This is a genomic window from Herpetosiphon llansteffanensis, from assembly GCF_003205875.1.
GTDB lineage: Bacteria > Chloroflexota > Chloroflexia > Chloroflexales > Herpetosiphonaceae > Herpetosiphon > Herpetosiphon llansteffanensis.
In genome coordinates this window covers 34642-60371 of sequence record NZ_PUBZ01000095.1, presented here as the reverse complement: position 1 = coordinate 60371, position 25730 = coordinate 34642, and the positions used below count along the sequence as shown (strand labels likewise).

General features: G+C 51.2%; 16 protein-coding genes. 6 read left to right on the top strand and 10 right to left on the bottom strand.

The genetic code is table 11. The annotated features are described in order from the left end of the window. Positions 1-124: 124 nt before the first annotated feature. Positions 125-1741, bottom strand: coding sequence for a peptidoglycan DD-metalloendopeptidase family protein (locus C5S61_RS13205; protein ID WP_110515517.1), 1617 nt, complete (start codon positions 1739-1741; stop codon positions 125-127). 1055 nt (positions 1742-2796) lie between these two features. On the opposite strand from C5S61_RS13205, the gene C5S61_RS13200 reads away from it, so the two are divergent. Next, positions 2797-4812, top strand: coding sequence for a putative glycosyltransferase family protein (locus C5S61_RS13200; protein ID WP_110515516.1), 2016 nt, complete (start codon positions 2797-2799; stop codon positions 4810-4812). Between the two features lie 52 nt (positions 4813-4864). Here C5S61_RS13200 and C5S61_RS13195 read toward each other — a convergent pair whose 3' ends face one another. The 9 genes from C5S61_RS13195 to C5S61_RS13155 form a co-directional block, all read right to left on the bottom strand. After that, positions 4865-6508, bottom strand: coding sequence for a phytoene desaturase family protein (locus tag C5S61_RS13195; RefSeq protein WP_110515518.1), 1644 nt, complete (start codon positions 6506-6508; stop codon positions 4865-4867). Positions 6509-6545: 37 nt separating this feature from the next. Continuing rightward, positions 6546-7097 carry a metal-dependent hydrolase gene (locus C5S61_RS13190; RefSeq protein WP_110515515.1) on the bottom strand — a complete coding sequence of 184 codons (552 nt, stop codon included), beginning with the start codon at positions 7095-7097 and terminating at the stop codon, positions 6546-6548. A 237-nt stretch (positions 7098-7334) separates the two neighbouring features. Beyond that, the gene (locus tag C5S61_RS13185) at positions 7335-9221 is read right to left on the bottom strand and encodes a tetratricopeptide repeat protein (protein ID WP_110515514.1); all 1887 of its coding nucleotides are present in this window, start codon (positions 9219-9221) and stop codon (positions 7335-7337) included. Next, complete coding sequence (locus tag C5S61_RS13180) at positions 9211-10515, bottom strand: site-2 protease family protein (protein WP_124033427.1); 1305 nt, start codon at positions 10513-10515, stop codon at positions 9211-9213. Before C5S61_RS13180 ends, C5S61_RS13185 begins: the two co-directional genes overlap by 11 nt. Positions 10516-12601: 2086 nt before the next feature. Further along, positions 12602-13063, bottom strand: coding sequence for a GNAT family N-acetyltransferase (locus C5S61_RS13175; protein ID WP_110515512.1), 462 nt, complete (start codon positions 13061-13063; stop codon positions 12602-12604). 83 nt (positions 13064-13146) lie between these two features. Further along, the gene (locus C5S61_RS13170; RefSeq protein ID WP_110515511.1) at positions 13147-14076 is read right to left on the bottom strand and encodes a DUF1444 domain-containing protein; all 930 of its coding nucleotides are present in this window, start codon (positions 14074-14076) and stop codon (positions 13147-13149) included. Between the two features lie 858 nt (positions 14077-14934). Next, a complete protein-coding gene (gene corA, locus C5S61_RS13165) occupies positions 14935-15909 on the bottom strand; it encodes a magnesium/cobalt transporter CorA (RefSeq protein WP_240614517.1) in 975 nt (324 codons plus the stop codon). Between the two features lie 68 nt (positions 15910-15977). After that, a complete protein-coding gene (locus C5S61_RS13160; protein WP_110515509.1) occupies positions 15978-17774 on the bottom strand; it encodes a TolB family protein in 1797 nt (598 codons plus the stop codon). A 46-nt stretch (positions 17775-17820) separates the two neighbouring features. Next, on the bottom strand, positions 17821-18564 hold the full coding sequence (locus C5S61_RS13155; protein WP_164689437.1) for a response regulator transcription factor: 744 nt from the start codon (positions 18562-18564) through the stop codon (positions 17821-17823). Between the two features lie 357 nt (positions 18565-18921). On the opposite strand from C5S61_RS13155, the gene C5S61_RS13150 reads away from it, so the two are divergent. The 5 genes from C5S61_RS13150 to C5S61_RS13130 all read left to right on the top strand — a co-directional run bounded on the left by C5S61_RS13150 (position 18922) and on the right by C5S61_RS13130 (position 25722). Then, positions 18922-20064 (top strand): FtsW/RodA/SpoVE family cell cycle protein, encoded by a 1143-nt coding sequence (locus tag C5S61_RS13150; RefSeq protein ID WP_110515507.1) that lies wholly within the window; start codon positions 18922-18924, stop codon positions 20062-20064. A gap of 353 nt (positions 20065-20417) precedes the next feature. Then, positions 20418-22742 (top strand): serine/threonine-protein kinase, encoded by a 2325-nt coding sequence (locus C5S61_RS13145; RefSeq protein WP_110515506.1) that lies wholly within the window; start codon positions 20418-20420, stop codon positions 22740-22742. Positions 22743-22753: 11 nt separating this feature from the next. Beyond that, entirely contained in the window at positions 22754-23926 is a 1173-nt protein-coding gene (locus C5S61_RS13140) for a PP2C family protein-serine/threonine phosphatase (RefSeq protein ID WP_110515505.1), read from the top strand. Continuing rightward, entirely contained in the window at positions 23923-25194 is a 1272-nt protein-coding gene (locus tag C5S61_RS13135) for a vWA domain-containing protein (protein WP_110515504.1), read from the top strand. The genes C5S61_RS13140 and C5S61_RS13135 overlap by 4 nt, the downstream gene beginning before the upstream one ends. Positions 25195-25203: 9 nt before the next feature. Beyond that, positions 25204-25722: an FHA domain-containing protein gene (locus C5S61_RS13130; protein ID WP_110515503.1), complete on the top strand. Its 519-nt coding sequence runs from the start codon at positions 25204-25206 to the stop codon at positions 25720-25722. The last annotated feature ends 8 nt before the right edge of the window (positions 25723-25730 follow it).

Genomic DNA, 25730 nt, shown 5'->3' with positions numbered 1-25730 from the left:
GGGGTGAGGGGATCTTCACAACCGACCCTTGAAAGAGAGGGGGCTGGGGGTGAGGGAGCAACAGAACTTAATAAAAACAGCGCTAGTGCTGGTTGCACTAGCGCTGTTTCAAACCTCGGTTAGCTTATGGGAGATATTTCAGCGGATTAACTGCCGTACCATCAATTTTGATTGTGAAGTGCAAGTGCACACCAGTTGAATAGCCGCCGCCAGCCCGATCATAGGTGCTGCCCATATAGCCAATCAACTGTCCGGCCTCGACTTCTTGGCCTTCGGAAACCACCGGATTCGACATCATATGGCCGTATTCAGTGACCATACCGGAGCCGTGGCTAATTTTGACACAATAGCCATAGCCGCTACACCAGCCAGCTTCGATAACCGTACCACGGCGAGCTGCCGAGATTGGCGTGCCTTTGCGGTTGGCAATATCGACACCGTTGTGGAAGCGCCCAACGCTAAAGTTGCGATAGCCAAAGCCCGAGGTTAGGTCGCCATAGCTTGGCCAAACCCAGACTGGTGGTGGCGGTGGTGGCGGTGGAAAGTTATCGGTTTCTTCCAAAACCGACCAAACTTCAGCAGGAATGCTCACAACTTCGCGAGCAACCCAGGCAACCTCACCATCAGTTTGCAGAATTTTGACCCATTCTTCGTGCTTGCCGATAAGCTGTAAACGCTCACCAGCATTGACCTTGACGATTTTCTCGTAGGCAGTGCCTGGGCCTTCGCGCAAGTTGGTGCGGTCGGCCAACACGATGGCGGCTGCTTGCGATTTTTGATTGATCGAATCAATCGCGCCACGAACGGACACATTTTGCACGCCCGCCAACGATGCGCCTGGCACAAAAATCTCGCGGCCAGCAACCAAGGCTTGGCCTTGATCTAAGCCATTGGGCGGGAAGGTCATAATCACATCAGCGCCAACGCTGTAGCGATCGGCAATATCGGTAATCGTTTCGCCTTCGCTCACGGTGTGCGGAACGCCCGAAACCCGCGGAATGCGCAAGGTTTCGCCAATCGCAACTGGGCCAGTCAAATTATTGGCCGCAATTAACGATTCTGGGGTGATTGTATATTTGGTAGCAATATCGGCAATTGTTTCTTCGTTAGCAACCAAGTGGGTCGCAACAAAGGCAGGGCCACGCTCTGGCGCTGGTTTGATTAAGGCAGGGCCAACATCGACCACAACTTCATGCTCGCCACCGCCAACACTTTGGGGCTGGGTTGCAGAAATGGGAATAACGACGCGTTGGAAATTACCTGCTTCAACTTCATCGACCAACTGAGCTGCTGCTAAAACTTCGGGAATTGCGTGATCTGTCGAATCGGCAGCGGGATTGAGCGGAAAGCCTCGACCCCAAGCCACCACACAGGCAGCTAAGAGAATGACGCTATGCGCAACTAAGCGACGTTGAATTTGTAAGCGCTGACGCACCGATTGGGCGGCAACCTTGAACGAACGCCGTGCTGGTTTTGGATCGGGAATTGCTAATGGAGCACGTGTTGATGTGCCAGCGATTTGAGCTAGCGAAGATCGCGCGATCGAAGCTGCGCGTTGTTCTTGCTTGCGTCGTCGTTGGGCTGAGCGGCCACCTTGATTGAGTGACTCAATCCGGCCTGTATCAGATTTTTGGCGAAATGCGGTAGTGGTGTGGTTAGGAGCTGGTAGCAAAATAACTTCGGCGTTGTTTTGCGTATGGGCCCGTTGAACACGTCGCCGCGGAGTTCGCTTCTCTGTCATGGAAAGAAGACTCCTCGAATGGTACTTGGTTGCTGATAGCAATCAAGGCTATCTGCATACATGATGACATGAATGTGCGTTGCCAAGTCCACGCAGTTATGGCAAGCATAGCCTAAGCTTAATACTTTGTCAATTTTTATGCTGCTTGCTGGTCGCGAAGTTTAGTTTTAGCCCTTTGCTACGCCTTTAATCAACATTTGTAGTATTTGACAAATATGCTTGAAAATAATCTTTTTTCGCCAGCTTCTGGCCTAAAATTCAGGTTATGAATTATTGTTATGATTACGAATCCCCAACGATCCTTTTTCATCCCCCTCCTTCGTGGATTAATTCTTTAACGCAGAGGCGCAGAGAAATATGGCTATGGGCTGTAGGCTCTAGGCTAGTGGGAAATCAATCTGTGCCAATCTGTGCCAATATGTAGCTAAACCAGCCTTCGTGCTCTTCGTGCTCTTTGTGGATCAATCCATTAACGCAGCGGCGCAGAGAAATATGGCTATGGGCTAGAGGCTTTGGGCTATGGGAAATCAATCTGTGCCAATCTGTCTGTGGCTAAAAATATTCATTCGCGATTTCCTGATCCCTGACAGCTGATCTCCTAGCCCCTCGTTCGCCACCCTTCCGTCCCTCCGCCGGAGGGAAACGCCGGGGGTTTTCATCCCCCAGCACCCCCTAATAGTTCTTTGCTGGAATGTTGTTATGTTTCCTATTCCCCTACATTAATAGCTTCGTGCTCTTCGTGCTCTTCGTGGATCGAAATTTTAACGCAGAGGCACAGAGAAATATGGCTATGGGCTAGAGGCTTTGGGCTATAGGAACGCTAATCATACAAATCTGTGCCAATATGTGGCTAAAAATACTCATTCGTGCAATTCGTGTCTAAAATGTTCATGGCTGTTGGCTAGGGGCTTTGGTCTGGCACGAACCTAATCCTCATAATCTGTGGCATCTGTGGCTACACCAGCCTTCGTGCTCTTCGTGCTCTTCGTGGTTTCGTCTCTCTTCGCTCGCCTATGGTATGCTAGCGCTGTTTGATTAGTTAAAAAGGATTCAGTGTGTCGCAACGCTTAATTCATACGCTTGTGCTTTTGGGCTATCTGATTCTCGCAATCATCGCTACCTATCCGTTGATTGGCCATGTTGCAACCCATGTGCCTTCGGGCGCTGGCGATGCAGCTCAAGATTTATGGGAAAAACTCTGGAATCTTGACCATGTGTATCGCAGCCTGTTGGCGGGCCAATCGCCATTTTTTACCGACCAACTGTATACGCCCAATGGCGCTGCACTCTATTTTCACCCCTTGAGCATCACCAACGCGATTATTGCGCTGCCGATTATCGCTATTTGGGGCGTGATTCCAGCCTATAATTTTTTGGCGCTTGGCTCGTTTGTGCTCAGCGGCTATGCAGTCTATTTGCTCTGTCGCCAATGGCAATGTTCGTCGCGTAGCGCCTTTCTGGCTGGCATGATCTACAGTTTTTCTGCATTTCATTTTGGCCACCTAACCCTCAATCACCTTGAATTGTGGAATATGCAGTGGTTGCCGCTCTATTTCGTGGCCTACGAACGGGTGCGCCAACAACCATCATTCGGGCGGATTGCATGGGCAATTCTGGCCTTGCTAGCGGTGTTGTTTTCGAGCTTGTATATGGCGATGTATGCGTTGCTCTGGACATTGGTTTGGCTTGGATTTGATCTGGTGCAGCAACCACGCAGCCTCAAGCAGACGTGGCAACGTCTACGTGCGCCACTGATCATCGGCGGCGTAACTTTAGTGGTAATTCTGCCGTTGATGTTGATTCCAATGTTGCGACAGGCATCCAACAATCCGGTTTTAATTCGCAGCGTTGAGGAAGTGAGCAAGCGGTCAATCTCACCCTTGGCAATTTTCCAACGCGCAAGCTTATCGTATTTAGGCCTTGTTGGGCTGATGCTGGACGTTGTTGGCGTGGTATTGACCAAAAAACAAGGCTTGCGCTGGATTGTGCTTGGACTTGGGGCTTTTTGGCTGGCGCTCGGCCCACGCTATGGCTTGTATCAAATCTATAATCTCTTGCCAATTGCCCAATTTGGGCGCTACCCCGATCGCTTTATCGTTTTAACGTTAATAAGTAGTGCTGTGTTGGCGGCCATGGGCGTGGATGGGCTGCTGAAGCGTTGGCAACCACGTTGGCATGTGCTGGTAAGCGCCAGTTTGCTGCTCTTAATTGGCGTTGATAGTTGGCCAAGCCAGCGGCCATTACTGCAACCAACCCATCATCCGGTTTATGAGCAAATTGCCGCTGATTCCACGCCTGGCAGCGTGCTCGACATGCCGATTCGCCGCACTAACAGCGCGTGGTTTGCCATGTATTACCAAACAATCCATCAGCGCCCAATTATTGATGGCGTGTTGGCGCGGCCTGTGCCACGGATTCCAATTTTTGATATTCGGCTCGTTCGTGGCTTGGAAGAACCAGAGCTTAATTTGCCAAGCCACGATATTTTTCCGGTGCAGCAACCGCTGGCCGCAACCAGCTACTTTAATTTGCGCTACCTCGTGTATTACCGCAAATCGGATATGCCGAATCAGCAAGTGCCAACGGTAGAGCAAGTAGAAGCGCTCACCGGAGCCAAGGCCAGCGAAATTGCCAACGACCAAACGCTGGTGGCCTATCGGCTGGATTGGCAACCAAGCAGCGAGTCATTGCATACCTTGATGGAACTAGGCACTGGTTGGTATGATCTTGAGGGCAGCGAGAACGATTTACACCGCTGGATTAAAGATGCTGGGGCTGGCGCAACCTTGGGCCTGTATCCCACTCGCCCAATGCAGGCTCAGCTTCAGCTCAAATTGGTGGCATTTGATCATCCGCAGGCGGTCGATGTTTTGCTTGATGATCAATTGTTGGCTACATTAACGGTTGGCACAGCAGTTGAAAGCTTCACGCTGCCCATTGATTTAGCCCAAAAAAGCTATAAACTGCGTTTCAAGCCTCACGAAGCAGGCATTAACCCAAGCCTGCAACAGCCAGGTGCAGACCCACGCACCTTATCAATTAGTGTTTTTGAAGCAACAGTTCAGCCCTAAACAAGCAACAGCTGCTCAGTTATTAATTCGACTGAGCAGCTGTCACCAACATTTATTTCTTTTTGGCCCAAGCAATTGCACCTAAGGCTGCTGCCGCGCCAAGCGTCCAACCAACCCATTGGCGTGATGGCTGGCGATCTTTGAGCACAGTTTGGGCAGTGTTGTAGCCAGAAGCAGCAAATACGCCGCCGCCAGGATGGGTGCTCGCGCCAGTCAGATACAAGCCCTTGATCCCAGCCACGCGATACTCGGAAAGCTCAGGCAGCGGGCGGAAGGCAAACATCTGATCAAACGACATTTCAACATGCATCACATTGCCGCGCAACATGCCAAAGGTTCGCTCCAAGGTTAATGGAGTTTGCACATAACGATTGCTAATTTTGCCACGCATATTTGGCGCATAGCGATAGACTACTTCTAAAAGTTTGTCGGCCTCGCGATCGGCAATGCTATCCCAATCTTCGCCATTACTTAATTCATAGGGGTGATATTGGCCCCACAAAAACAACGTATGCTTGCCCTTGGGCGCAACATCGGGATCGATTGCGCTGAATGTCATGGCAATCACCGCTGGATCGGTCGCTGGCACGCCACGATCATAATCGCTGACCGCGCGATTGAGATAATCGATCGATGGGCAGAGCAGTTGCAAACCATGATGCGATGGATGCGGGCGGCCACCAGAAGGCGCGGCCAAATAATCGGGTAATTCATCAGCAGCACAGCGCACAGCCATACCAAAGCCATTGCCAACCCGAATCCGTCCAACCCGCTCGGCTAGGCCATTTGGCAGTTGCTCGCGCTCAACCAACTTGAGCAAGGTGGTTTGCACATGGGCATTCGAAATAACCATTGGCGCGCTGTAGATTTCGCCCGAGGTTAATTCAACCCCTTGCACCACCCCATGCTGCACAATAATTCGCTCAACTGGAGCATCGAGCAGCAACGTGCCACCATCACTCTTGAAGCGTGCAGCCATGGCTTGGGTCAACATCCCAGAGCCACCACGCGGATGTTTCGCGCCGCTTTCGTGCAGCATCGAATGCCAGCCAGCAAAATCGCCAGTGCCAATTTCGTGCGGCGGCGGGCCAGATTGCGCCGCTAACCAGCCCATTGCAGCGCGCATGGCTTCGCTTTCAAAGGTTTCATTGATCAAATAGCCATACGAGGTAAACAAACGCCGCAGAATATCCAGCGGATGCGTGCCTTTCTCGCCCTTGAATTGGCCAGTTAACATCTGGCGACCAAGGTTGGCAGGCGATGGCGATTTGAGAAATACATCAAATACGCCTTCGTTGAGCGGCCCCCACAGCGCCACAAATTGGCGATAGGCATGGGCATCTTTGGGCGAGATTTTTTCAATCGAAGCACAGGTTTTGTCTAAATCGCGCCAAAATTCAATTGCGCCTGAACCATCGGGCAATGGATACCAAGCAAATGGGTCCATATCAATATATTCGAGGCCAAATTTGTGTAGCTCAAGCTCGCGCACCACTGGCGTGAGGTGAATCATAATGTGGGCCGATGAGCCAACATCCATCTTATAGCCGCCAAACATGGTTTCGGTGCAAACCGCGCCGCCAACAATTGGTCGCCGTTCGATCACAAGGGTTTTGATTCCAGCTTTTTGCAAATAACAGGCACAGGTCAAGCCATTATGCCCACCGCCAACAACAATCGCATCAAATTGGGCCATGTTCATCATCGCTCCACACTATCGAGATTGCTTATGCCTACGCAAGAATCTGCGCTTTGGACGTATCATAGCGCTGCCGCAGCCAAGCCACAATCAAACCAAGCCCCAGCCATGGTAGCCAAATCCAGCGTAATTCCGAGAGCAACACATTCCAGCCGCGCTCGGAAAATAGCCGCGCCGCACTAATTGGAGCCACCGCAATTGGCCGCCACTCGAAAAAGACCCGCTGGCTGCTGAACGGCCACCACAGCGCAACCCCACTGCCTCCATTAGTCAGCATATCGTAAAGTGGATGGCTAAAGGTTGCCAGAAACAAGACCAGCGCCGCAACCCAGCGTTTGCAGCCCAAGCGCGGCGCGAAGATCGCCCCCAAACCTGCAATAATTGTTGCAAAGCCAATTGAATGGGTAAAACCGCGATGGCTCAACAACGTGCCACGCGGCATGTCCAGCCAAAAGCTAATCCCATCAAAATCGGGGCTAATCGCTGCAATCGAGGCGCAAACCAACAACGGGCGGCTGATTCGCTCGCGACCAAGCGCCAAACCAAGCACCAAGGCTGGCGCAACATGACTAAATATGGTTGGCATCAGCAGCTCCTCAAGCAAATGAGCCTCAAGGGATTGTTCCTTGAGGCTCAGTATAGCAATGATTTCGCCAACAAATAAGGGAATGGGAATAAAGTATGATCCCCTCACCCCAACCCCTCTCCCGTGACGCGGGCGAGGGGCTTTAACGCCGTGGTTCTCCCCCAATTCGTTCGTAAAAAGAGTCGGCTCCCCCTCGCCTGCGTTTTCGTGGGAGAGGGGGCTGGGGGGTGAGGGGCTTTAGGCATTGACTTCGTGGGCGTTGGCCAACAAAATGGCTTGCTGGCGATCGTGCTCAGCTTCCGCATAACGTTCGAGCGCTTCCAAAGCTACCGCACGATTTTCGTACAGCTCAGCCAAATCGGGCTGCAACTCAATTGCTGTGTTCAAATCGGCCAACGATGCCGCCAAATCGCCAAGCTCATAATACAGAATGGCGCGGTTGGCAACAATGCCTGAGTCGTTTGCTTTGAGTTTTAGGCTAGCGCTATAGTCGTCGATTGCGGCTTGGGTTTGGCCCAAGGCTTCGTAGCATTCGGCGCGATGGTTGAGCGCAACCACATTGTTAGGATCAATATCCAGTGCGCGGCTAAACGCGCCAACCGCTTGCTCAAACTCGTCTTGCAATTGATAGCATTGGGCAAGGTTCGTCCAAACTTCGGTGTAGGGTGGGCTAAGCTCAATCGATTGGCGATAATCGCGCTCAGCAGCTGCATAATCGCCAATTTGCAGATAAATATTGGCTCGCTCGTTGTAGTATTCGGCGTAGTTGGGGTCCATTTCAATCGTTAAGGTGTAATAGTGCAGCGCATTGGGATAATCTTTGAGCGAATCATAGACTTGGGCAATGTTATAGAGCAACACCGAGCGATGTAATTTATGTTCCTCGGTATCCAAGCCAGTTTCTAGCTGTTTGTAACATTCTTGGCAAATTTCAATCGCTTCCAAGGGCCGTTTTTGGAAGTGGCGAATTAATGCCAAGCCATTGCGATTAAATGATGATTGGAAGAGTTTTTCTTGGGCTGGAATATCTGCTTGCTTAATCGCTTCAATGCCCAAATTAAGGTAATGCTCTGCCTGATCGTAATCGCGGGGCACGGCAAAACGCCCATGAATCATCGCAATCAGGTAATACCAGCTAAATAAACGCGCTGGATTATCGGTGATGCTCACCGCAGTTTCGGCAATTGCCAAAGCTGGCTCGGCCTGTTTTAGGCCAATATAACAATTATAGAGCTTCAAATAGGCGCTGAGTCGAAAATCAACGCTGTTAGGAAAATCGCGCTCCATCGCAACTTGCAGCGGCTCGCCATAATACAGCGCATCTGCATACAAGCCGCGCGTCGAGCAGATCGAAAGCCCTTCGTGCATAAAGCCCAGTCGCTTGCGTGGCTCGTTGGCAGCGGTTGCCAGCTGAATCAATTGTGGCAAATGCAATTCAATTTCAATAGGATCAAAGGTGTGGTCGCGCTCTAATGCATCGAGCTGTTGCTTGGCTTCAACTGGATCTAAGTCAGCCACTGGTTGATCAGCTTGCCAATCGCCATTAATAACCTCAACATGCTCGGCCCAGCTTTGATAGTCGGCCAGTAACTCAGCGTTTGGCTCAACCAAAAATCCAATCGTCAAGCCAAAGCGTTGGTCGGCGCGGCGCAATAATTCTTTAAAAAACATCGTAACTAATGAGCCAGCCTGATCAAACTGATCGCAGACAATTACCCAAGCTTGGTCGGGCGCGTGTTGGCGAAACTCATGCAGCATATCGATCAAGCCTTGCACAATCCGAAAGGCGCGATCGGCTGCATAATTGCGGGTGCGCTCTTGAGGGTTGCTAATATCGGTCAGGCTTGGGTTGCGCACGGCGAGTTCGCGTTGTAATTGGGGCAGCACCAACGCCAATTCATAATCGTATTTGACCAATAGTTCGGGAGCTTGGGTTTTTATTTCGGGCAAGAGCGAGCTAACAAAGCTATTTAGCCCAGCCCAATGGCCCAAATTCGCCCGATTCATGCTCAGAAGCCATGTTCGCGCCGCAGATTGTTGAGCGAGCCATGCTTGGGCAGCTTCGGTTCGTTGCACGCCAGCATTGCCCACCCAGACGATTAATTGCTTGCTCTTAGATGTCATCGACGCTAACCTTTCTGCGGATCAAGCTCCAAAGCCAAAGGAAGATTCCAACGGCTTGGCTGATAAAGATCAAAATGGCGGCCAAAATCGAATCGAGCACTTGCAGGTTGTTGCTTGAACTACCAAACATACGTTCAAACAAAATGCTGGCGTAGCTCCATAAAATTGGCAGAGTTAAGAAGAACAACGAATAGAAAGCAAGCACCCGCCCGATCAGCCAGAAAAAGGCGTAGCGCTTGATAATTGTGCGCTCACGTTCGGGAATTGCCGCTTGGTTGTGTGGTTCTGCGCGGCCTAATACACGATTGAACTGATTAATCATGTAATTGGCGGTATCGCCCATGAGGTTTGAGCAACGCAACCAGGTTGAGAGGAAATAATAAATATCGGTGCGCACAAAGAAATACAGCTGAAACAGCAAATTCAGCAGGTAGCTCCACATAAATGCCCGCACCAAAACATAGCCAAAATCCGAAAGATTAATGATTTGGCGCTGGTGCATAAATGCCAGATAAATCATAATCGCGGCGCTGAGCAAATCGACCACCATGCCCGCCAGAATTGGCAAAAAGCGCAGATTGCGCTTAATCGACCAAATTCCCGACATATCGGTTTCGGCCACAATCACCCATAAGCGTCGCCCAATGCCAAAGCGCACATCAACGCCGCGCGATCGGGCGGCCACCGCATGGCCAAGCTCGTGAAAAAAGGTAATCACAAAGCCATGCAGCATGATGATTAAGGTAAAGAGCGCCATTTGTTCATCGACGACCATCGCCCGCCAGCCTGCCACAATCGATGGCTGGGTCAGCACAATCGCTGCCGCGCCACCAATTACAATCGCATACAAGGCCAAAGCGATTGGGCTGAACAACAGTTGGGCTAGCCGCACCGGAAAAAACGTGAAGTGAAAGCGCACAGTGCGCGGTTGATTGGGGTTGGTTGCCACAGCTTGCGCTGCATTGGTTGGCGCTTGTTGGCCAAAGCGCACCGTATCCGATTGGAGTGGCTGCACAAAGCCTTCGGATTCTAATTGTTCGAGGAGATCAACCAAATCGGGGATTTCGCCATAGCGTTCGGCGTAGAGGGCTTGCGCCTCGCCAATGGTTTTGCCATGCGCCAAATCATCGAGGATTTCAACCGCTTCTTTGGGCAGCATGATGAAGTTATTGGTATCGACGCGCCCAATTAATAACTCTTCTTCGCTCTCCTCTTGCCGAACAAATGGATACACATCAACATAGGCTGATGCTGTATACAAAGGATTCGTCGAGGCAGCAACCATACTTGTCATAGCGCCAGGCCCACCCTTCTAGTGTTGGGATTAACTAAAAACCTTCTCCTGCTCACTCACTCACAGGTTCAGTTTATGCACCAACGAGGATGGGACCACCGGGGCCAATTGGGTCGCAGGAGCCTGCGTAAAAGGCCGCCGTTGTTTTGAGGGTTTCGACTTTGCGAATCGTAATCTTTTTCATGGATACTCCTTACACACCGTCGATTCAAAAAAACCTATGGTTCGAGCACTGGGAATGGGCTGATGATGATTGGGCCACCACAGCCACCAGCATAGAACGCAGCGGTCGTTTTGAGCGTTTCAGCCTTGCGAATTGTGATCTTTTTCATTGGAAATCCCCCTTAGCAATACTATAGATTTGGGCGAATTGACTATGGTTGGGCGAAGATTGGGCCACAGCTGCCAGCATAGAAGGCAGCGGTCGTTTTCAGGGTTTCGGTTTTGCGAATCGTAATCTTTTTCATTGGAATACTCCTTTATAACAATTAATGAGTTTCAATAATTGACGCTATTGTTTATGGCAAGCGAACGCTGCCACAGCCGCCAGCATAGAAAGCAGCAGTGGTTTTCAGGGTTTCGGTTTTACGAATCGTGATCTTTTTCATAACACACTCCTAAAACTGCTAAGTTCATTGAGCTGAGAAGCTTATGGAAGCGGGCGAGGGCCGCCACAACCACCAGCATAGAAAGCAGCGGTGGTTTTCAGGGTTTCAACTTTGCGAATTGCAAGCTTTTTCATGACACACTCCTTAAGCAAACACACAATTCAAACGGCCAAACCTATGGGATTTGGCGTGGTGGGCCGCCTGGGCCGCCACAACCACCAGCATAGAAGGCAGCAGTGGTTTTCAGAGTTTCAACTTTGCGAATTGCAAGCTTTTTCATGACACACTCCTTAAGCAAACACACAATTCAAACGGCCAAACCTATGGGATTTGGCGTGGTGGGCCGCCGCAGCCACCAGCATAGAAGGCAGCGGTGGTTTTCAGGGTTTCAACTTTGCGAATTGCAAGCTTTTTCATGACACACTCCTAATAAACCCATTGCGTTAATGGGATGCTTTGGATCAATTCAAGCAGGAATCTGTGGGACTATTTGCAGCGGCAGAAAAGAGCGAGAACAGTGCAAATAGCAACAAGCAAAACCTATGGGATTAACACGCCACCACGGCCTGGAACAATTGGGCCACCACAGCCACCAGCATAGAACGCAGCGGTTGTTTTGACGGTTTCGGCCTTGCGAATCGTAATCTTTTTCATGACACACTCCTAATAAGCCCATTGCAATGATGGGATGTTACTGCTGCACAATAAAAATCTGAAGCACTATTTGCGGGGGGAAGGGTGGTGGTAGGCAAATAGCGTGAGGTTGGGAGTTATTTGCTTATGGGATCAGGATTCGGCCTGGGCCAATTGGCGATGCACCACAGCCACCAGCATAGAAGGCAGCGGTTGTTTTGACGGTTTCAGCTTTGCGAATGATGATTTTCTTCATGGGGTTGCTCCTTGTGAGATGATAGTTAAATGTGCGACGATCATCCTCAATTATTTTGAAGCAGTGGAGCAAGATGTGAGAGGAGTTGCTTCAAAATTGTCGTAGCTGCGAGGTTTAGGGAATCACAATAATTCCGCCACCGACTAAATCACACCCGCCAGCATAAAATGCCGCAGTGGTTTTCAAGGTTTCAGCTTTACGAATGGTGATCTTTTTCATGAAAATCCTTCATTGGAATGAAAATGATCGTATTTACTTTAGAGCATTAAGTTGGGTTTTGAAGCAAGGGCAGGAAGGAGAAGTGGTGTTGCTTCGATGAGGTTTTGAGTGTACCGACGTTTTTATGGCAGGATGATGATGACTGGGCCACCACAACCACCAGCATAGAAGGCAGCGGTCGTTTTCATGGTTTCGGTCTTGCGAATCGTCAGTTTCTTCATGGCTACTCCTTTAATAATCGGTGAATTAATTGTTAGTATACTTTTAATTATTAATAGTTGTCTAGCGAATAAGATGAGTAAATGATTAATAACCTTTTTCACAAATGTCACATTTCCAAATGTGCGCAACCTAGCCAATAACCAGCAGATCAGAGCCATTTTTCATAATAAATAATCGCAAGCTGATCGATCTGGCCACGGGCAATTTCACGATAGCCATGTTTCAGATAGAGCTTTTGGGCTGGCGCTTGCGGCACTGAGGTATCCAAATGTAGCCTAGTTAGGCCCAATTCGCGTGCGCGTACTTCAAGCGCAACCAACATTTGCTCGCCCAAGCCACGTCGCCAAAAATCGGGATGCACCCGCATGCGCTTGACCTCGGCCTCGCGCTCGCCAGTTGGCAACAAACCGCCCATCACAACCACCTGCCCAGCCAATTCGCCAACCAAAAATTCGCCGCCTTTCGCCAGATAATACTCTTCAACCGCTAAAACATCAGCATCACGCTGCCCATTGCCCAGATGCGCACCCATCAACTGCAAACCTAAATTGTGCAGTTCCCAGACTATTGCTGCATCGCTTGCTTGATACCGTCGGATGTGTAGCTCCATTCGATTGCTCCTTGATGAATAAAAAAACCTGCTGTTGGCTTTCTCTGGCAACAGCAGGCTCTTGAATTGTAATAGCGTGCGTTTTACTCTTGGAAGGTGGTTAAAAAGGTGCTTGGCGGCGATAAGCGCACCGATTGCTGCTCTTGCGAATGCGGCAAATGGGTAAAGGTGCCGTTATCGTACCAAAAAACCTGATTCGAGATCGAGCCAGGGCCGTTCAAGTACATGCCTTCGACCACAGGTAGCATGCTCGTCCAAGCTTCCAAGGCAATCGGTTCGTTAATTGGGTAGCACAACACCACATGGCGGTTGGGCACTGCAACCAACGTGCCAAAGCGACCCAAACATTGTGGGTAGTGCTCAAGCAACAAGCTTTGCGAGCCAATCAAGAAATCGTCGCCGGTAATTGCCAGCACATTGATCCCATCATCCAACTCGTGTTCGGTCAGGCGCAGCTCGCGACCACGCAAGTTTTCCAAGGCAATTGCAAACAATTCTTCGTTGCTCTTGCCCCAAGCAGCGGCCTCATCGCTGCTGACGCTGCGAATGGTGGTTGGTAAATCAAAGACCAACACCGAGCAAACATCCTGCAAATCCTCGCGATAAATCAGCTTTTCGCGCAATTCAGGCTCCAAGGCCCACAAGCGAATTGCCAACAAATCGCGAACACTTTCAAAATCGTCTATTTCATCTTGCAACAGCACTTCGTTTTCAAAACCCTTGTGCATTGCCTCAAAATGATCAGTAATAACTGCCAGCCATTGCGATTGGGGATGGGCATAGCATTTTTGCGCCAAAGAGCTAAGCCCAATGCGGGTGTCTTTGGTCCAACCAGCATAATCGGCTAGCACAACAAAGCCTTGGTTTTCGGGGCGAACCGGCAAACCGAGGTTTTTCAGATAACGCTGCACGATTTGGCGAAAATCTTGCCATTGCTGTGGACTAAAAAAATTGACCCATGCTGGAGGTGTTGGCAATTCGCGCTTACCAAACGTTTTTTCCCAGTTGCTCATGGTTCCCCCCTATAAACGCTGACACTGCGAACAACGCACAAGCACACCCAGCGCTTGGCTTGCCAGCAGGATGACCAAAGTATAGCCGAGCGTTGCTGTATTGATCAGGGCAAATAAACCGATTGTTGGTCGGTCTGAAGCCTGATATTTTAATAACCGCCATGCAGAAAGTTTGGTTCCCTCAAACCTAGGAATTGGAGCATAGGTCGCGAGGATTCCCTCAAAGCAGCGATTTAGTATCAGACGAGATCGCGGGTGCATTGCTGGCTTTCTGCTAACAACATCGTCATTCCAACGCTAACTTTTAACCTGTAGACGACAATACCTTCCACCTAGATACTATCGCATGCCCCTGTGTCATACAATGTCACCATTGTGAAAAAATGATGAGGCTTTATTAATTGTTGATCGCTTCGCAGGCGAGTGCAAGGGTTCGCGGCGAAAAACTCAATCAGCTAGCTACGTGGCTAGCTCGTAGCTAATGTGGATCAACTAGCCTGCTCTTCATGGTTATGAGCGATGTTTTTAACCACGAAGGACACGAAGAACACGAATGTTGGGTAAGGTGATTGCCTGAGATTTCTCCAAATTATCAGAGAGCCATGCAACCAGCTTTAGTGAAGCTTCGTGCAATTCGTGGAGCAATGTTTTAACGCCGAGGCTCAGAGAACCGAAGGATGAGGGATGAGGGATGAAGAGCATAGAACATAGAGCAGAGAGCAGAGAACATAATCCCAACAATCTGTGGCTAAAAAATTAATCTTCGTGTTCTTCGCGTTCTTCGCGGTTTCCGGCTCCCTGACCCCTCGCCCCTTCGTGTCCTTCGTGCGCTTCGTGGATCAATTTCTGAACCCTCGCTTACAGCCAGCGGCGGCGGCGAAAAAACCAGAGCATGCCCACGATAATCAGCAGCATAATTGCCCAAACCATGAGATAGCCATAGCGCCAATGCAATTCGGGCATCAGATCAAAGTTCATGCCATACAGCGAGGTAACGAGGGTTAAAGGCAAGAAAATGGTGCTGACGATTGTGAGCGCCTTCATAATTTCGTTCATTTTGTTCGAGGAAACCGAGAGATAGGTATCCAAGGTGCTGCCAACCACATCGCGCACGCCTTCGCTGAGGTCGGTGATGCGCACGAGATGGTCGTAAATATCGCGAAAATAAATTTCGCAGCTGCGCGAAATCAAATCGAACTCGCCGCGTGAAAGCCGCTGCATCACTTCGCGTTGGGGTGATACGACCCGGCGCAAGGCTAAAATGCTGTGCTTCAGCTCCAAAATGCGGCGCAAAGCACTGGGCTTGGGGTCTTGAATAATGCTATCTTCCAGAAAATCAACTTCTTCATCAATCCGATCAAGGTAGGGCAAAAATTCATCAACAATTGCATCGAGCACTGCATGAGCCAAAAAATCAGCGCCGCGCTCAAGAATTCGCCCATCGCGGCCAGCTCGTTCCCAAATTGAATCCAATGCCGCTAAGCGCACATGCGAGGCTGTAACCACAAAATTGCGGCCTAAGAAGCAATTTAATTCATCGGTGCTCAAGCGCGATACATCTTCGCCCACCGCCAGCGCATGCACAATAATAAACAGATAATCGCCAAAATCATCAACCTTGGGTGGTTGATAGCCAGTGCTCAGCGTATCTTCGATGGCGAGTGGGTGAAAATGAAACATGTCGCGCAAAAATATATCGTATTCGCTTGACTGACACGAATACAAATTAACCCACACCAGCCCTTCGCCGCTGGCACGCACTTCGCGAATTTCATCAACGCTGCTGAGTTTGCGCAACGGTTGGTCGGGCAAGCTATAAAGTGCTTGAAACATAGACACCATCTTTTGCTAACAAAAAGGGCAAGTCGTGTGACTTGCCCCAAACGCTAATTTGCTTGAGCTTACTTGACGCTGGTAATGCCATCGTCGGCAGCGATTAGGCGCGTGCGGGCTGAATTTGAAAGATCATACAGCCATAATTCGCTGGCCCCGCTAATCACTGGCTGCGCGCCGCGCTCATTATCAGGCGATTGTAAAGAACGGACATACAAGATCGTATCATCAACGACCGCAACTGAGCCTAAATCGCCGAGGGTCGAGCCTTTGACAATTTGACTATCTTTGCTGCCTTGGCGGCTGTGGAGGCTATAGTTCAACACTTGGCCGCTGCGACAAATCACATTTAAGTAATACAGCGTGTTGTCGTTGCTCCACGCCAAGGGGCGCACCCACCATTGGCCGCTGATCAGATCAAGTTGTTTGCCGCTTTGGTCGAGCACAACCAAATCTGCGCCACCATCAGCACGGATGGCTTCGACGGCAATCCGTGTGCCATCAGCAGAAACGCTTGCTTGGCCAACGCTGACATAATTGCCAAGGCTTGCTTGGCCGAGCAAACTATCGGTGCCGCTCAACGGATTGCTGATCAACAACGCGCCTTGGCCGCCATCGGTATGCCCAACCGTCAAAACTGAGCCATCGGGCAAAGCATGCGGCATGCGGCGGCTCCACTCATCGAGCGGCGAGACCGCGCTGGCATCGCCACCATTGGCGGTAACTTGCCACAAGCGATAACTATCGGGAGCTGCATCACTCCACGGCGCAGTAAACCAAATTACGCCGCCATCAAGCGCCCACGCTGGTTCGGCACAGCCACCAACATCGGCAACCAAGGTTTCGTTATCGCCATCGATGGTGCTTGTCCAAAGTGCGCCTTGGGTTTGCAAGCCATCGGGGTTGGCGCGACAGAAGGCAATTTGGGTGCGATCTGGGCTGAGCGCAACAGCACTTTCGATGGCCAACGTTGTGGTAATCGGCACGACCCGCGAGCTTTCGTAGCGATACAAATCGCCCTTACTGATAAACACAACTGGCTGTTTGGGAGCGGTTGGTTTGCCAGTGCTCTTGGCTAGGGCATCATCGCTCAGCACGCTACTGGCAGTATCGGCAATGACGACATTTAAGCGTCCGCCATCAAGTTGCACCGTAAATGGCAAGGCTTGATCAAGGCCAATTTCGATTAGCACGCCTGCTGAATTATTGCTCGATTGCGAGACGACCGAGCGCACATGTTGCAAGGTATCGAGGCGTAAGACTTTGGTCAGTGTGACCGAAGACGAACTCCACAGCTCATCGTGTCGCCATAGGGGCAAATCGATTTGGATAACGCTCGCAATTGAGCTATCGCCAGCAAGCAACTGGGCGGCGGCTGGCGGCACACAGCGCACTTGGCCATTGACTGGGCCGCTACTTGACGTTAATTCTAAAAAGAGCCGATCGCCATTTGGCGTGCGATCAAGCCCAGCATTATTGAGCCGTGCGCTAAACCGCTCATCGGTTACCGCCCCAAAATTCTGGGTACAAAAACTACTGCTCTGATTGGCAGTTGGCGTGCTCAGCGGCGTTGCCTGCGGTGTTGCCTGTGGAATAACTGCTGAAGGGTTAACTGGCGTAGCACCTTTGGTTGGCGACGGCCCAGCTGTGCGAGTTGGCGTAACCGAAGGCGCGGTGGTTGGCGACGCAGGTGCAGGCGTTAATGTCACCGTAGCCGTTGGAGTAGCCGTGCCTGTCGGAGTTAAGGCGAGAATAGTTAGCTGATTTTGTAACGGGCGAGCAGTGGGCTGTGGGGCTTGTTGACATGCTGCGAGCGCCACAACAACCAAGGCTAAACTCACACGTTGCCGTAACAACAACTTCAAACGACACTCCTTGGACAATCCAAACCGGCGGTGGGCAACGCCGCAATTACATCCCAGAAAACGAATTATCGTTTTGCACAATTTTAATCCAGCCCCGCTGTAATGCAAATACCACAGCTTGGGTGCGATCGTTGACCGCTAGTTTGCGCAAAATCGATGAAATATGATTTTTGACCGTTTGATTGCTAATTTCGAGCCGAGCAGCAATTTCTTTATTGGTCTGGCCAGCAGCAACCAACTCGAGCACTTCGATTTCGCGTGGCGACATCGGCGAATAAACGTGCTCGGTATGCGTATCCATGGTGAGTTGGCGAAATGAATCCATCACAGCAGCAGCAACCGCTGGCGTATTCAGCACCAAATCATTAATTGGATAATTGCCTGAGCGCACCATATCGACCGAATTGATCAAATCGTCCCAATCGATCGTGCGCGAAAGATAGGCAGCAACGCCAGCACGCAGAGATTTGACGATACCTTCTTGATCGTTAATATCGCTGAGCAAAATCACGCCGATATTGGGGTGATTTAATTTGACCGTGCGGGCAACTTCAATCCCGTTGACTCCAGGTAAATCAACGTCCATCACAATAATATCGGGGTTGCTATAATCGACCAAGCGAATCGCTTGTTGGCCGTTGCTGGCCTCGCCAATAATTTTATAGCGCGGCACTTGACCAAAATGATAGCGCAACCCTTCGCGATAAATCGTGTGGGCATGAACCAAAACAAGATTGGTTTTGGCGGCTGTATCGCCGCGGCGGCGCGCGCCTTCCGCAGATGCTTGCATACGATCCACTCTTTCTGGAATCCTAAGCATATCCTCTTTAATAGAGGATATGCGCAATTATACACGACGACGAGCATCAGCAATCAAGAGGTTAAACGTGAGTGGGATAGCAGATGCTGCTATTTGGTGATAATACACTGAATTATAGCGAATAGGCTAGCCTTATTCCCAACAATTTGATGACAAAGCGCGAATTGCTCATTCAGCGTTAAGCAGCGCCAAAGCCCACATAGCAATCAAGCAGCAAGCGCAACTGCTATAATTGCAGCAACAAATGCTCAAGCTATGCCAAATTATTGGTTAATTGCGCACATGCGCCAAGCCAATATGGTATTATTTTGAGTCAGGAGGGTTATTATGTCCACTAGCATTCGCGCCCGCTCATGGCGCGAGTTTAATCCATTAATGGTTGTTGCTGTGTTGCTTTTGCTAGCAATTAGCTTACCAATGGTCTATACCACGACGGTGGGTTCAGCAGGCACCTTGGTGTTTGGGCTTGGCTCATCGTTTGCCAAACATATTGTCTGGATTAGCGTGGGCGTGAGCCTGATGTTTGGGCTGGCGCTGCTCGATTATCAGTTGCTGCGATCGTTGGCAATTGTTTTATATGTTGCGGCCTTGGGTTTGTTGGGCATGGTGGTGGCGCTTGGCCAAGTCAAATATGGTGCTCAAAGCTGGATCGGCTCAAGCCAACTGTCGTTTCAGCCAACCGAGCCGGCCAAACTGATGGTGATTATCGCGCTGGCGGCCTTTTGGAGCAAGCATGGCGATGAGCCAAGCCCGTGGAAATCGGTCTTTGTTTCGCTGGTCATTTTGGCAGTACCGCTTGGCTTGGTTATGCTTCAGCCCGACTTTGGCTCAGGCATGGTGATGATTGGCATTTGGCTGGTTATGTCGTTGGTGGCGAATACGCGCTGGGTGCAATATGGCCTATTAAGCCTGCTTGGCGCGCCAGTTGTGGTGCTGGCTTGGCTCAAATTCGACCAATATCAGCGCGAACGCTTGACCGTGTTCTTGACCCCAGAACGCTGCGAGACCGATATTGAATTTCGCATGCGCGCCTGTTGGCAAATTATCCAATCACGCTTGGCAATTGGCAATGGTGGGCTGGGCGGCATGGGCTTGTTGCGCGGCGTGCAAAGCCAATTAAACTACTTGCCCGTGCAAGAAAGCGACTTTATTTTTGCCGTAACCGCCGAAGAACTGGGCTTTATTGGCGCGGCAGTGGTGATTGTGCTGCAATTAATCATCATCTGGCAAATTTGGCGGGTGGTTGAACGAGCACGCGATCCATTTGGGCGCTTGATGGTCGCCGGAATTGGCGGCTTGCTCTTGGTACACTGCCTAGAAAATATTGGCATGAATTTGATTATGATGCCCATGACTGGAATTCCGTTGCCGTTTTTGAGCTATGGTGGCTCGTTTACCCTAACCGTTTTGATGGGGATTGGGATCGTGCTCAGTGTCTCGATTCGGAGTCGGCGCTGGTCATTCAACTAGGTACTAGCCCAACTAAGGACTATTTGACGAGCAATGTTGGTGAACAAACCACCCATCAGCCGTGAATTTTACTTAAAATTGCCTAACCAGCTACCTTGCCCGCCTTCGGGCGATTTCGTATAATACATCGTAACATTTTCTTTCTTAAGACTTGATCAACATTGTTCCTACAAAGCCGACTGGATTTATTCAACCAGCAGCTTTGAAGAAGCTCCTGCGAGATGCAGTAGTTGTAGGTGGGTTTGGATGTTGGTAGCAATTATTGTTATGCTCTTGTTTATTTGCTGTCCTACAACATCACCCCTACTTCGGCAAGCCGCGCATTGATCGTTCCTTAAAGCCAAGGGGGCTGTATGGCGTTAATCAAACGAGGTGGGACATCGCGTTTAACCCCAATCGATGGGCCGGATGGCGGTTCATCAACAGGGCAGCCCGATGATGCAACACGTACTTTCTCTCCACAACCAATCAGCGATGACTCGACTCGCGGCTTAGACGCAACCCGTACGATTGCTCCAGCCGATCCCGATTCGACTCGTGGCTTAGTCGCAGCGGGCAATGATTCAACCAGAAGCATTGCTCCACCAGTCAATCCAGACGCAACCCGTGGCATCAATCCAAATCCTGATGCGACTCGTGGCATCAATGAAAACCCCGATGCCACTCGCAGCGTCAGCAATCGCATCGGCTCGATCTTACGCAATCAAGGGGTTTCTCGGCTTGGCACCGAAGATATTCGCAATCGTGCGCCCAACCCCGATGCAACCCGCTTGCAACAGCCAAACGCCAAACAAGCAGAGCCAAGCACGCCCCAAGCAAGCTCGCCAACGCTCAAAACTGGCACCGTGCTTGAAGGTCGCTATGTGATCGAAGGGGTGTTGGGCATCGGCGGCATGAGCGTGGTCTACAAAGGCCGCGACACCCGTTTTAAAGATGTCACGCGCTTTTGTGCGATCAAAGAGATGTTTCAAAACTCGCCCGATTCGCAAACCCGCTTGTTGAGCTTGAAGAACTTCGAGCGCGAAGCTGGCCTGTTGGCAACCCTCAATCACCCAGCAATTCCCAAAGTCTACGACTTTTTCGAAGAAGCTGGCCGCGCCTACCTGGTGATGGAATTGATCGAAGGCCACGACCTTGAAACCGTGCTCGAAAAAGCCAACGGCCCCTTGGAAGAGCACCAAGTTGGGCGCTGGGCAATTCAGATCTGCGATGTGCTGAACTATTTGCATGGCCACGAGCCAGAGCCAATTATCTTCCGCGACTTAAAACCATCGAATATGATCGTCACACCAAGCGATCGGATTGTGCTGATCGACTTCGGGATTGCGCGGGTCTTTACGCGCACCGACAAAAAAGGCACGATGATTGGAACGGAAGGCTATTCGCCACCAGAACAATATCGCGGGATTGCAGAAGCACGTGGCGATGTGTACGCCTTGGGCGCAACCTTACACCATTTGCTCACCAATATTGACCCACGCCTAGAAACCCCATTTACCTTTGGCGATCGCCCGATTCGCCAATTGAACCCAAGCGTTTCGCCCGAAGTTGAAGCGATTGTCATGAAATCGCTCGAATACGATATGGCCAATCGCTGGGGTTCTGCTGCCGAATTTCAATCGGTCTTGATGAGTGTGCCAGGCTTTGCGCCCGCTGGGGTAGCCGTAGCTGCACCTGCAACGCCAGCCTTTGGGGCAGCGATTCGCCGAGGCGGCAAAAATACCGAGGTACTTTGGAAATTTCGCTGCGAAGATGAAGTACGTTCATCGCCATTTGTGCGCAATGGCACGCTCTACATCGGCTGCTACGACACCAACCTCTATGCAATCGATACCAAACGTGGTGAATTTCGCTGGAAGAAGCCAACCGAGGGCGGCATCTCATCAACGCCTACCGTCTGGGACGATATGGTAATCGTCGGCTCAGATGATGGCAATGTCTATGCCTTCGATACCCGTGCTGGCACGCAACGCTGGGTCTTTCGCACCGAAAAACCAGTGCGCTCATCGCCACGCGTTCAAGACCGCTTGGTCTACTTTGGCTCTGACGATTACCACATGTATGCGGTTGATGCCACCAATGGCCGCCAAATTTGGCGCTATCGCGGCTGGCAATGGATTCGCTCATCGCCATGTTTGACCTCAAGTATGGTTATTTTTGGCGCAGGCGATGGCAGTATCGTTGCGGTCGATCTGTTCAAAGGTGGCATTCGCTGGAAGCAAAAGCTCCAAGGCGGGATTGTTTCGAGCGCTGCGGCCAACGATACAATGGTCTTGGTTGGCTGTATGGATAACAATCTGCATGCGCTCGACCTTGAAGGCGGCTGGCCAATCTGGAAATTCCGCACGAGCCACTACGTTAATTCATCGCCGATTATCATCGGCAACCGCGCCTTTGTTGGCGGGATCGACGGCAATGTCTATGCAGTTGATATGAAAAATGGCAAACAGGTTTGGCAATACAACACCGGGGCGCAAATCGTCTCGTCGCCTGTCGCCGATTCAGGTCGCATCTACATCGGGGCCGCTGATGGAACGGTCTATTGTCTCGATGCTGGTTCGGGCACGCCCGTTTGGACACACACCTGCGAAGGCCCAATTGTTTCTACGCCAGCGGTCGTCGAAGGGGTTGTCTATATCGGGTCGATGGATCACAATGTCTATGCCTTACGTGCTTAGGAGAGTCCGCCATGGGATTTTTTCGTAAATTATTCGGGCGTACTTCAACTGAACCAAGCACGCTTGATTCGGCTCCTGCTGCAACCGAGCAACCAGCGGTTGCAATCGAGAACCCTGCCAGCAACGAGCCACATGTCGAACCAGCCATTGAGGCTGTTGGCGTTGAACCAGCCGAGGTAGTAACCGAACCAGCGCCAACCAGCCCAGAACCTGAAGCCGAATTGCCAGCAGCCCAAACTGCTGGTGCTTTGGCCACCGAACGCTCGCAAAAAACCACAGCCCCACTCGACCCGGAGCAACTGCCGGAGCGCGATCCTGATGGCACAAACTATCTTGGAACCCGCGATATTAGCAATGCGCCGATTGTAGCCAAAGCGGTTTCAACCCGTGGCTTGGCAACCTGGGCTGCACGTGATATTGGGCGCATTCGGCGCAACAACCAAGATAGCGTTTACTCGCTGTTGATGAGTTTGCCCGATGGCGAGCACGATTTGAGTGTTGGCCTGTTTGTGGTTGCCGACGGCATGGGCGGCCACGAAGGCGGCGAAATCGCTTCGCGACGGGCGATTGAAACCGTGATGATTGCCGTATTGGAGCAATTAGCGCTACCAGCCATGGCCGATGAAGATCCAGGCAATCCATTGCCCTTGTTGATGATGACGGCGGTGCAAGATGCTAACACGCGGATTTGGAACGAAGCTCAAGCCCAAGGCACCGATATGGGCACAACCTGCACCGCCGCGCTGTTAGTTGGCGACGGCCTCTACATTGCCCATGTTGGCGATAGCCGCTTGTATGCAATGAGCGATGGCAAGTTGCGCCTCATCACCAGCGATCACTCGACGGTTGGGCGCTTGATTGCCATGGGTCAATTGACCGAAGAAGAAACCCGCAATCATCCGCTGCGCAATCAACTCTATCGGACGGTTGGTCAACACCCTGAGCTGCAAGTCGATTCAATCTATCAGAGCCTTGAGGGCATTAGCCATTTGTTATTGTGTAGCGATGGCTTGTGGAGTATGGTTGACGACGATGAGATGGCCGCGATCATCAATGAAACGCCTTGGCCTCAAGATGCCTGCCAACGTTTGATTGCCCGCGCCAACTTAGAAGGCGGCGAAGATAATATTAGCGCGGTGGTCGTTTCATTGCCACCCTTGCAAGCCCAAGGAGCGCTCCGATGAGTAACCAAGCAATGGTTCAACTGCGCATCACCCCTGGGCGGCCAGCAGTTGCCCAAAGCAACGATCCGCAAATTGTCTATTTGTTGGTCGAAGCCTCGCCTGCTGGCATTCCCGATGCCGATTTGGCAATTCCGGTCAATCTTGGTTTTATTGTCGATCGTAGCTCTTCAATGCGCGGCGAACGGCTTTACCAAGTCAAAGAGGCCTGTAACAACGTCGTCAACCAACTGAATCGCCAAGATTATTTCTCGGTGGTGTCGTTCAACGACCGCGCCGAAGTGGTTGTGCCCTGCCAACGCCCCAACGATAAAGACCAAATCAAACGCGCAATTGGTATGATCGAGGCCAAAGGTGGCACCGAAATGGCCACTGGCATGATGATGGGCTTGCAAGAAATCTCGCGGCCCATGATGAGCCGCGGCATCAGCCGCATGGTCTTGTTGACCGATGGCCGCACCTATGGCGATGAAAGCCGCTGCGTCGAAATCGCACGCCGCGCGCAATCCAAGGGCATCGGTATCACAGCGCTTGGCATTGGCGACGAGTGGAACGAAGATTTGCTCGAAACCATCGCTTCGGCGGAAAATAGCCGCACCGAATACATCACCAACGCCCAGCAAATTGTTAACGTCTTCTCCGAGGAGATCAAACGGCTGCAAAATGTGATGGCGCATAAGGTTGAATTGCGCTTTCACTTGCACCCCCAAGCTGAGATTCGTTCGCTGTTTCGGGTACGCCCATTTATTGCTGCGCTCACCCCGCAACTCCACAACGAAACTCTATGGCGCGTGCCGCTCGGCGAGTGGGTTGGCCGCGAAGATCAGGTCTTTTTGTTGGAGATGGTCGTGCCGCCAATGCCAGCAGGCAACCAAACGATCTGTCGGGTCGAGATGTTCTACGAAGTGCCGAGCATCAGCAGCCAAGCCTTGCAAACCAAGGTCGATGTGCAATTGCCAATTCGGCCAGCAGAGCAAATTCGGCCAGATGTTGATGGCGTGGTGAAGCACTGGCTCGAACGCACTGTGGCCTATCGCTTGCAAGCCTCGGCGTGGCAACATGTTGAGCAAGGCAATATTGAAGAAGCTACCAAAAAACTGCGCATGGCTGGCACGCGCCTGCTCGAATCGGGCCAAACCGATCTGGCCCAAACCGTGCAAGAAGAGGCCACCCGACTGTTACGCAGCGGCACAACCAGCGATGAAGGTCGCAAACGGATTAAGTACGGCACCCGTGGCTTGGTAGCTCGCGAACGGGGCGGAGAGCAATAGGAAGTTGTTATGATTAAGTGTCCAGCGTGTGAAACCGAAAATTTACCAGGCACCTTTTTCTGCATTGACTGTGGCTCGTCGTTTTTGCCTTCGCGCATTCGTGAGACCACCGCTTCGCTTGGGGCGGCCTCAATGGCTGGTGGCTCTGGCAATTTGGTCATTCCGCCGCCTGCGCCACCGCGCGATACGGCGATTCCAGTGCTGCGGGTGGTGATTCTGAATAGCGGTCGCAAGCTTGGCTTCAACACCAACCAGCCGATCGTCATTGGCCGCCAAGACAACAAAGGCAGTTTTTATCCCGATATTGATCTTTCGACCGATGGAGGGCTAGAGGCTGGCGTTTCGCGTCGTCATGCAATTATTCGCATTCAAACCGGCAATGTGTGTACACTCGAAGATTTGGGTAGCTCGAATGGTACCTTTATCAATCGTGAAAAACTGGCTGCGAATAGCCCCAAAGCCTTGCGCCATGGCGATGAAGTGCGCTTAGGCAATATTTTGTTACGGATTGAATTAACCAGTCAATAAACCATTCT

Excerpts from the sequence above, each read along its gene's own strand:
- C5S61_RS13190 (WP_110515515.1), bottom strand. The coding sequence starts at position 7,097 with ATGCCAACCATATTTAGTCATGTTGCGCCAGCCTTGGTGCTTGGTTTG.
- C5S61_RS13205 (WP_110515517.1), bottom strand. The coding sequence starts at position 1,741 with ATGACAGAGAAGCGAACTCCGCGGCGACGTGTTCAACGGGCCCATACG.
- C5S61_RS13180 (WP_124033427.1), bottom strand. The coding sequence starts at position 10,515 with ATGACAAGTATGGTTGCTGCCTCGACGAATCCTTTGTATACAGCATCA.
- C5S61_RS13135 (WP_110515504.1), top strand. The coding sequence starts at position 23,923 with ATGAGTAACCAAGCAATGGTTCAACTGCGCATCACCCCTGGGCGGCCA.
- C5S61_RS13140 (WP_110515505.1), top strand. The coding sequence starts at position 22,754 with ATGGGATTTTTTCGTAAATTATTCGGGCGTACTTCAACTGAACCAAGC.
- C5S61_RS13170 (WP_110515511.1), bottom strand. The coding sequence starts at position 14,076 with ATGAGCAACTGGGAAAAAACGTTTGGTAAGCGCGAATTGCCAACACCT.
- C5S61_RS13130 (WP_110515503.1), top strand. The coding sequence starts at position 25,204 with ATGATTAAGTGTCCAGCGTGTGAAACCGAAAATTTACCAGGCACCTTT.
- corA (WP_240614517.1), bottom strand. The coding sequence starts at position 15,909 with ATGTTTCAAGCACTTTATAGCTTGCCCGACCAACCGTTGCGCAAACTC.
- C5S61_RS13155 (WP_164689437.1), bottom strand. The coding sequence starts at position 18,564 with ATGCAAGCATCTGCGGAAGGCGCGCGCCGCCGCGGCGATACAGCCGCC.
- C5S61_RS13150 (WP_110515507.1), top strand. The coding sequence starts at position 18,922 with ATGTCCACTAGCATTCGCGCCCGCTCATGGCGCGAGTTTAATCCATTA.
- C5S61_RS13145 (WP_110515506.1), top strand. The coding sequence starts at position 20,418 with ATGGCGTTAATCAAACGAGGTGGGACATCGCGTTTAACCCCAATCGAT.
- C5S61_RS13195 (WP_110515518.1), bottom strand. The coding sequence starts at position 6,508 with ATGGCCCAATTTGATGCGATTGTTGTTGGCGGTGGGCATAATGGCTTG.
- C5S61_RS13175 (WP_110515512.1), bottom strand. The coding sequence starts at position 13,063 with ATGGAGCTACACATCCGACGGTATCAAGCAAGCGATGCAGCAATAGTC.
- C5S61_RS13185 (WP_110515514.1), bottom strand. The coding sequence starts at position 9,221 with ATGACATCTAAGAGCAAGCAATTAATCGTCTGGGTGGGCAATGCTGGC.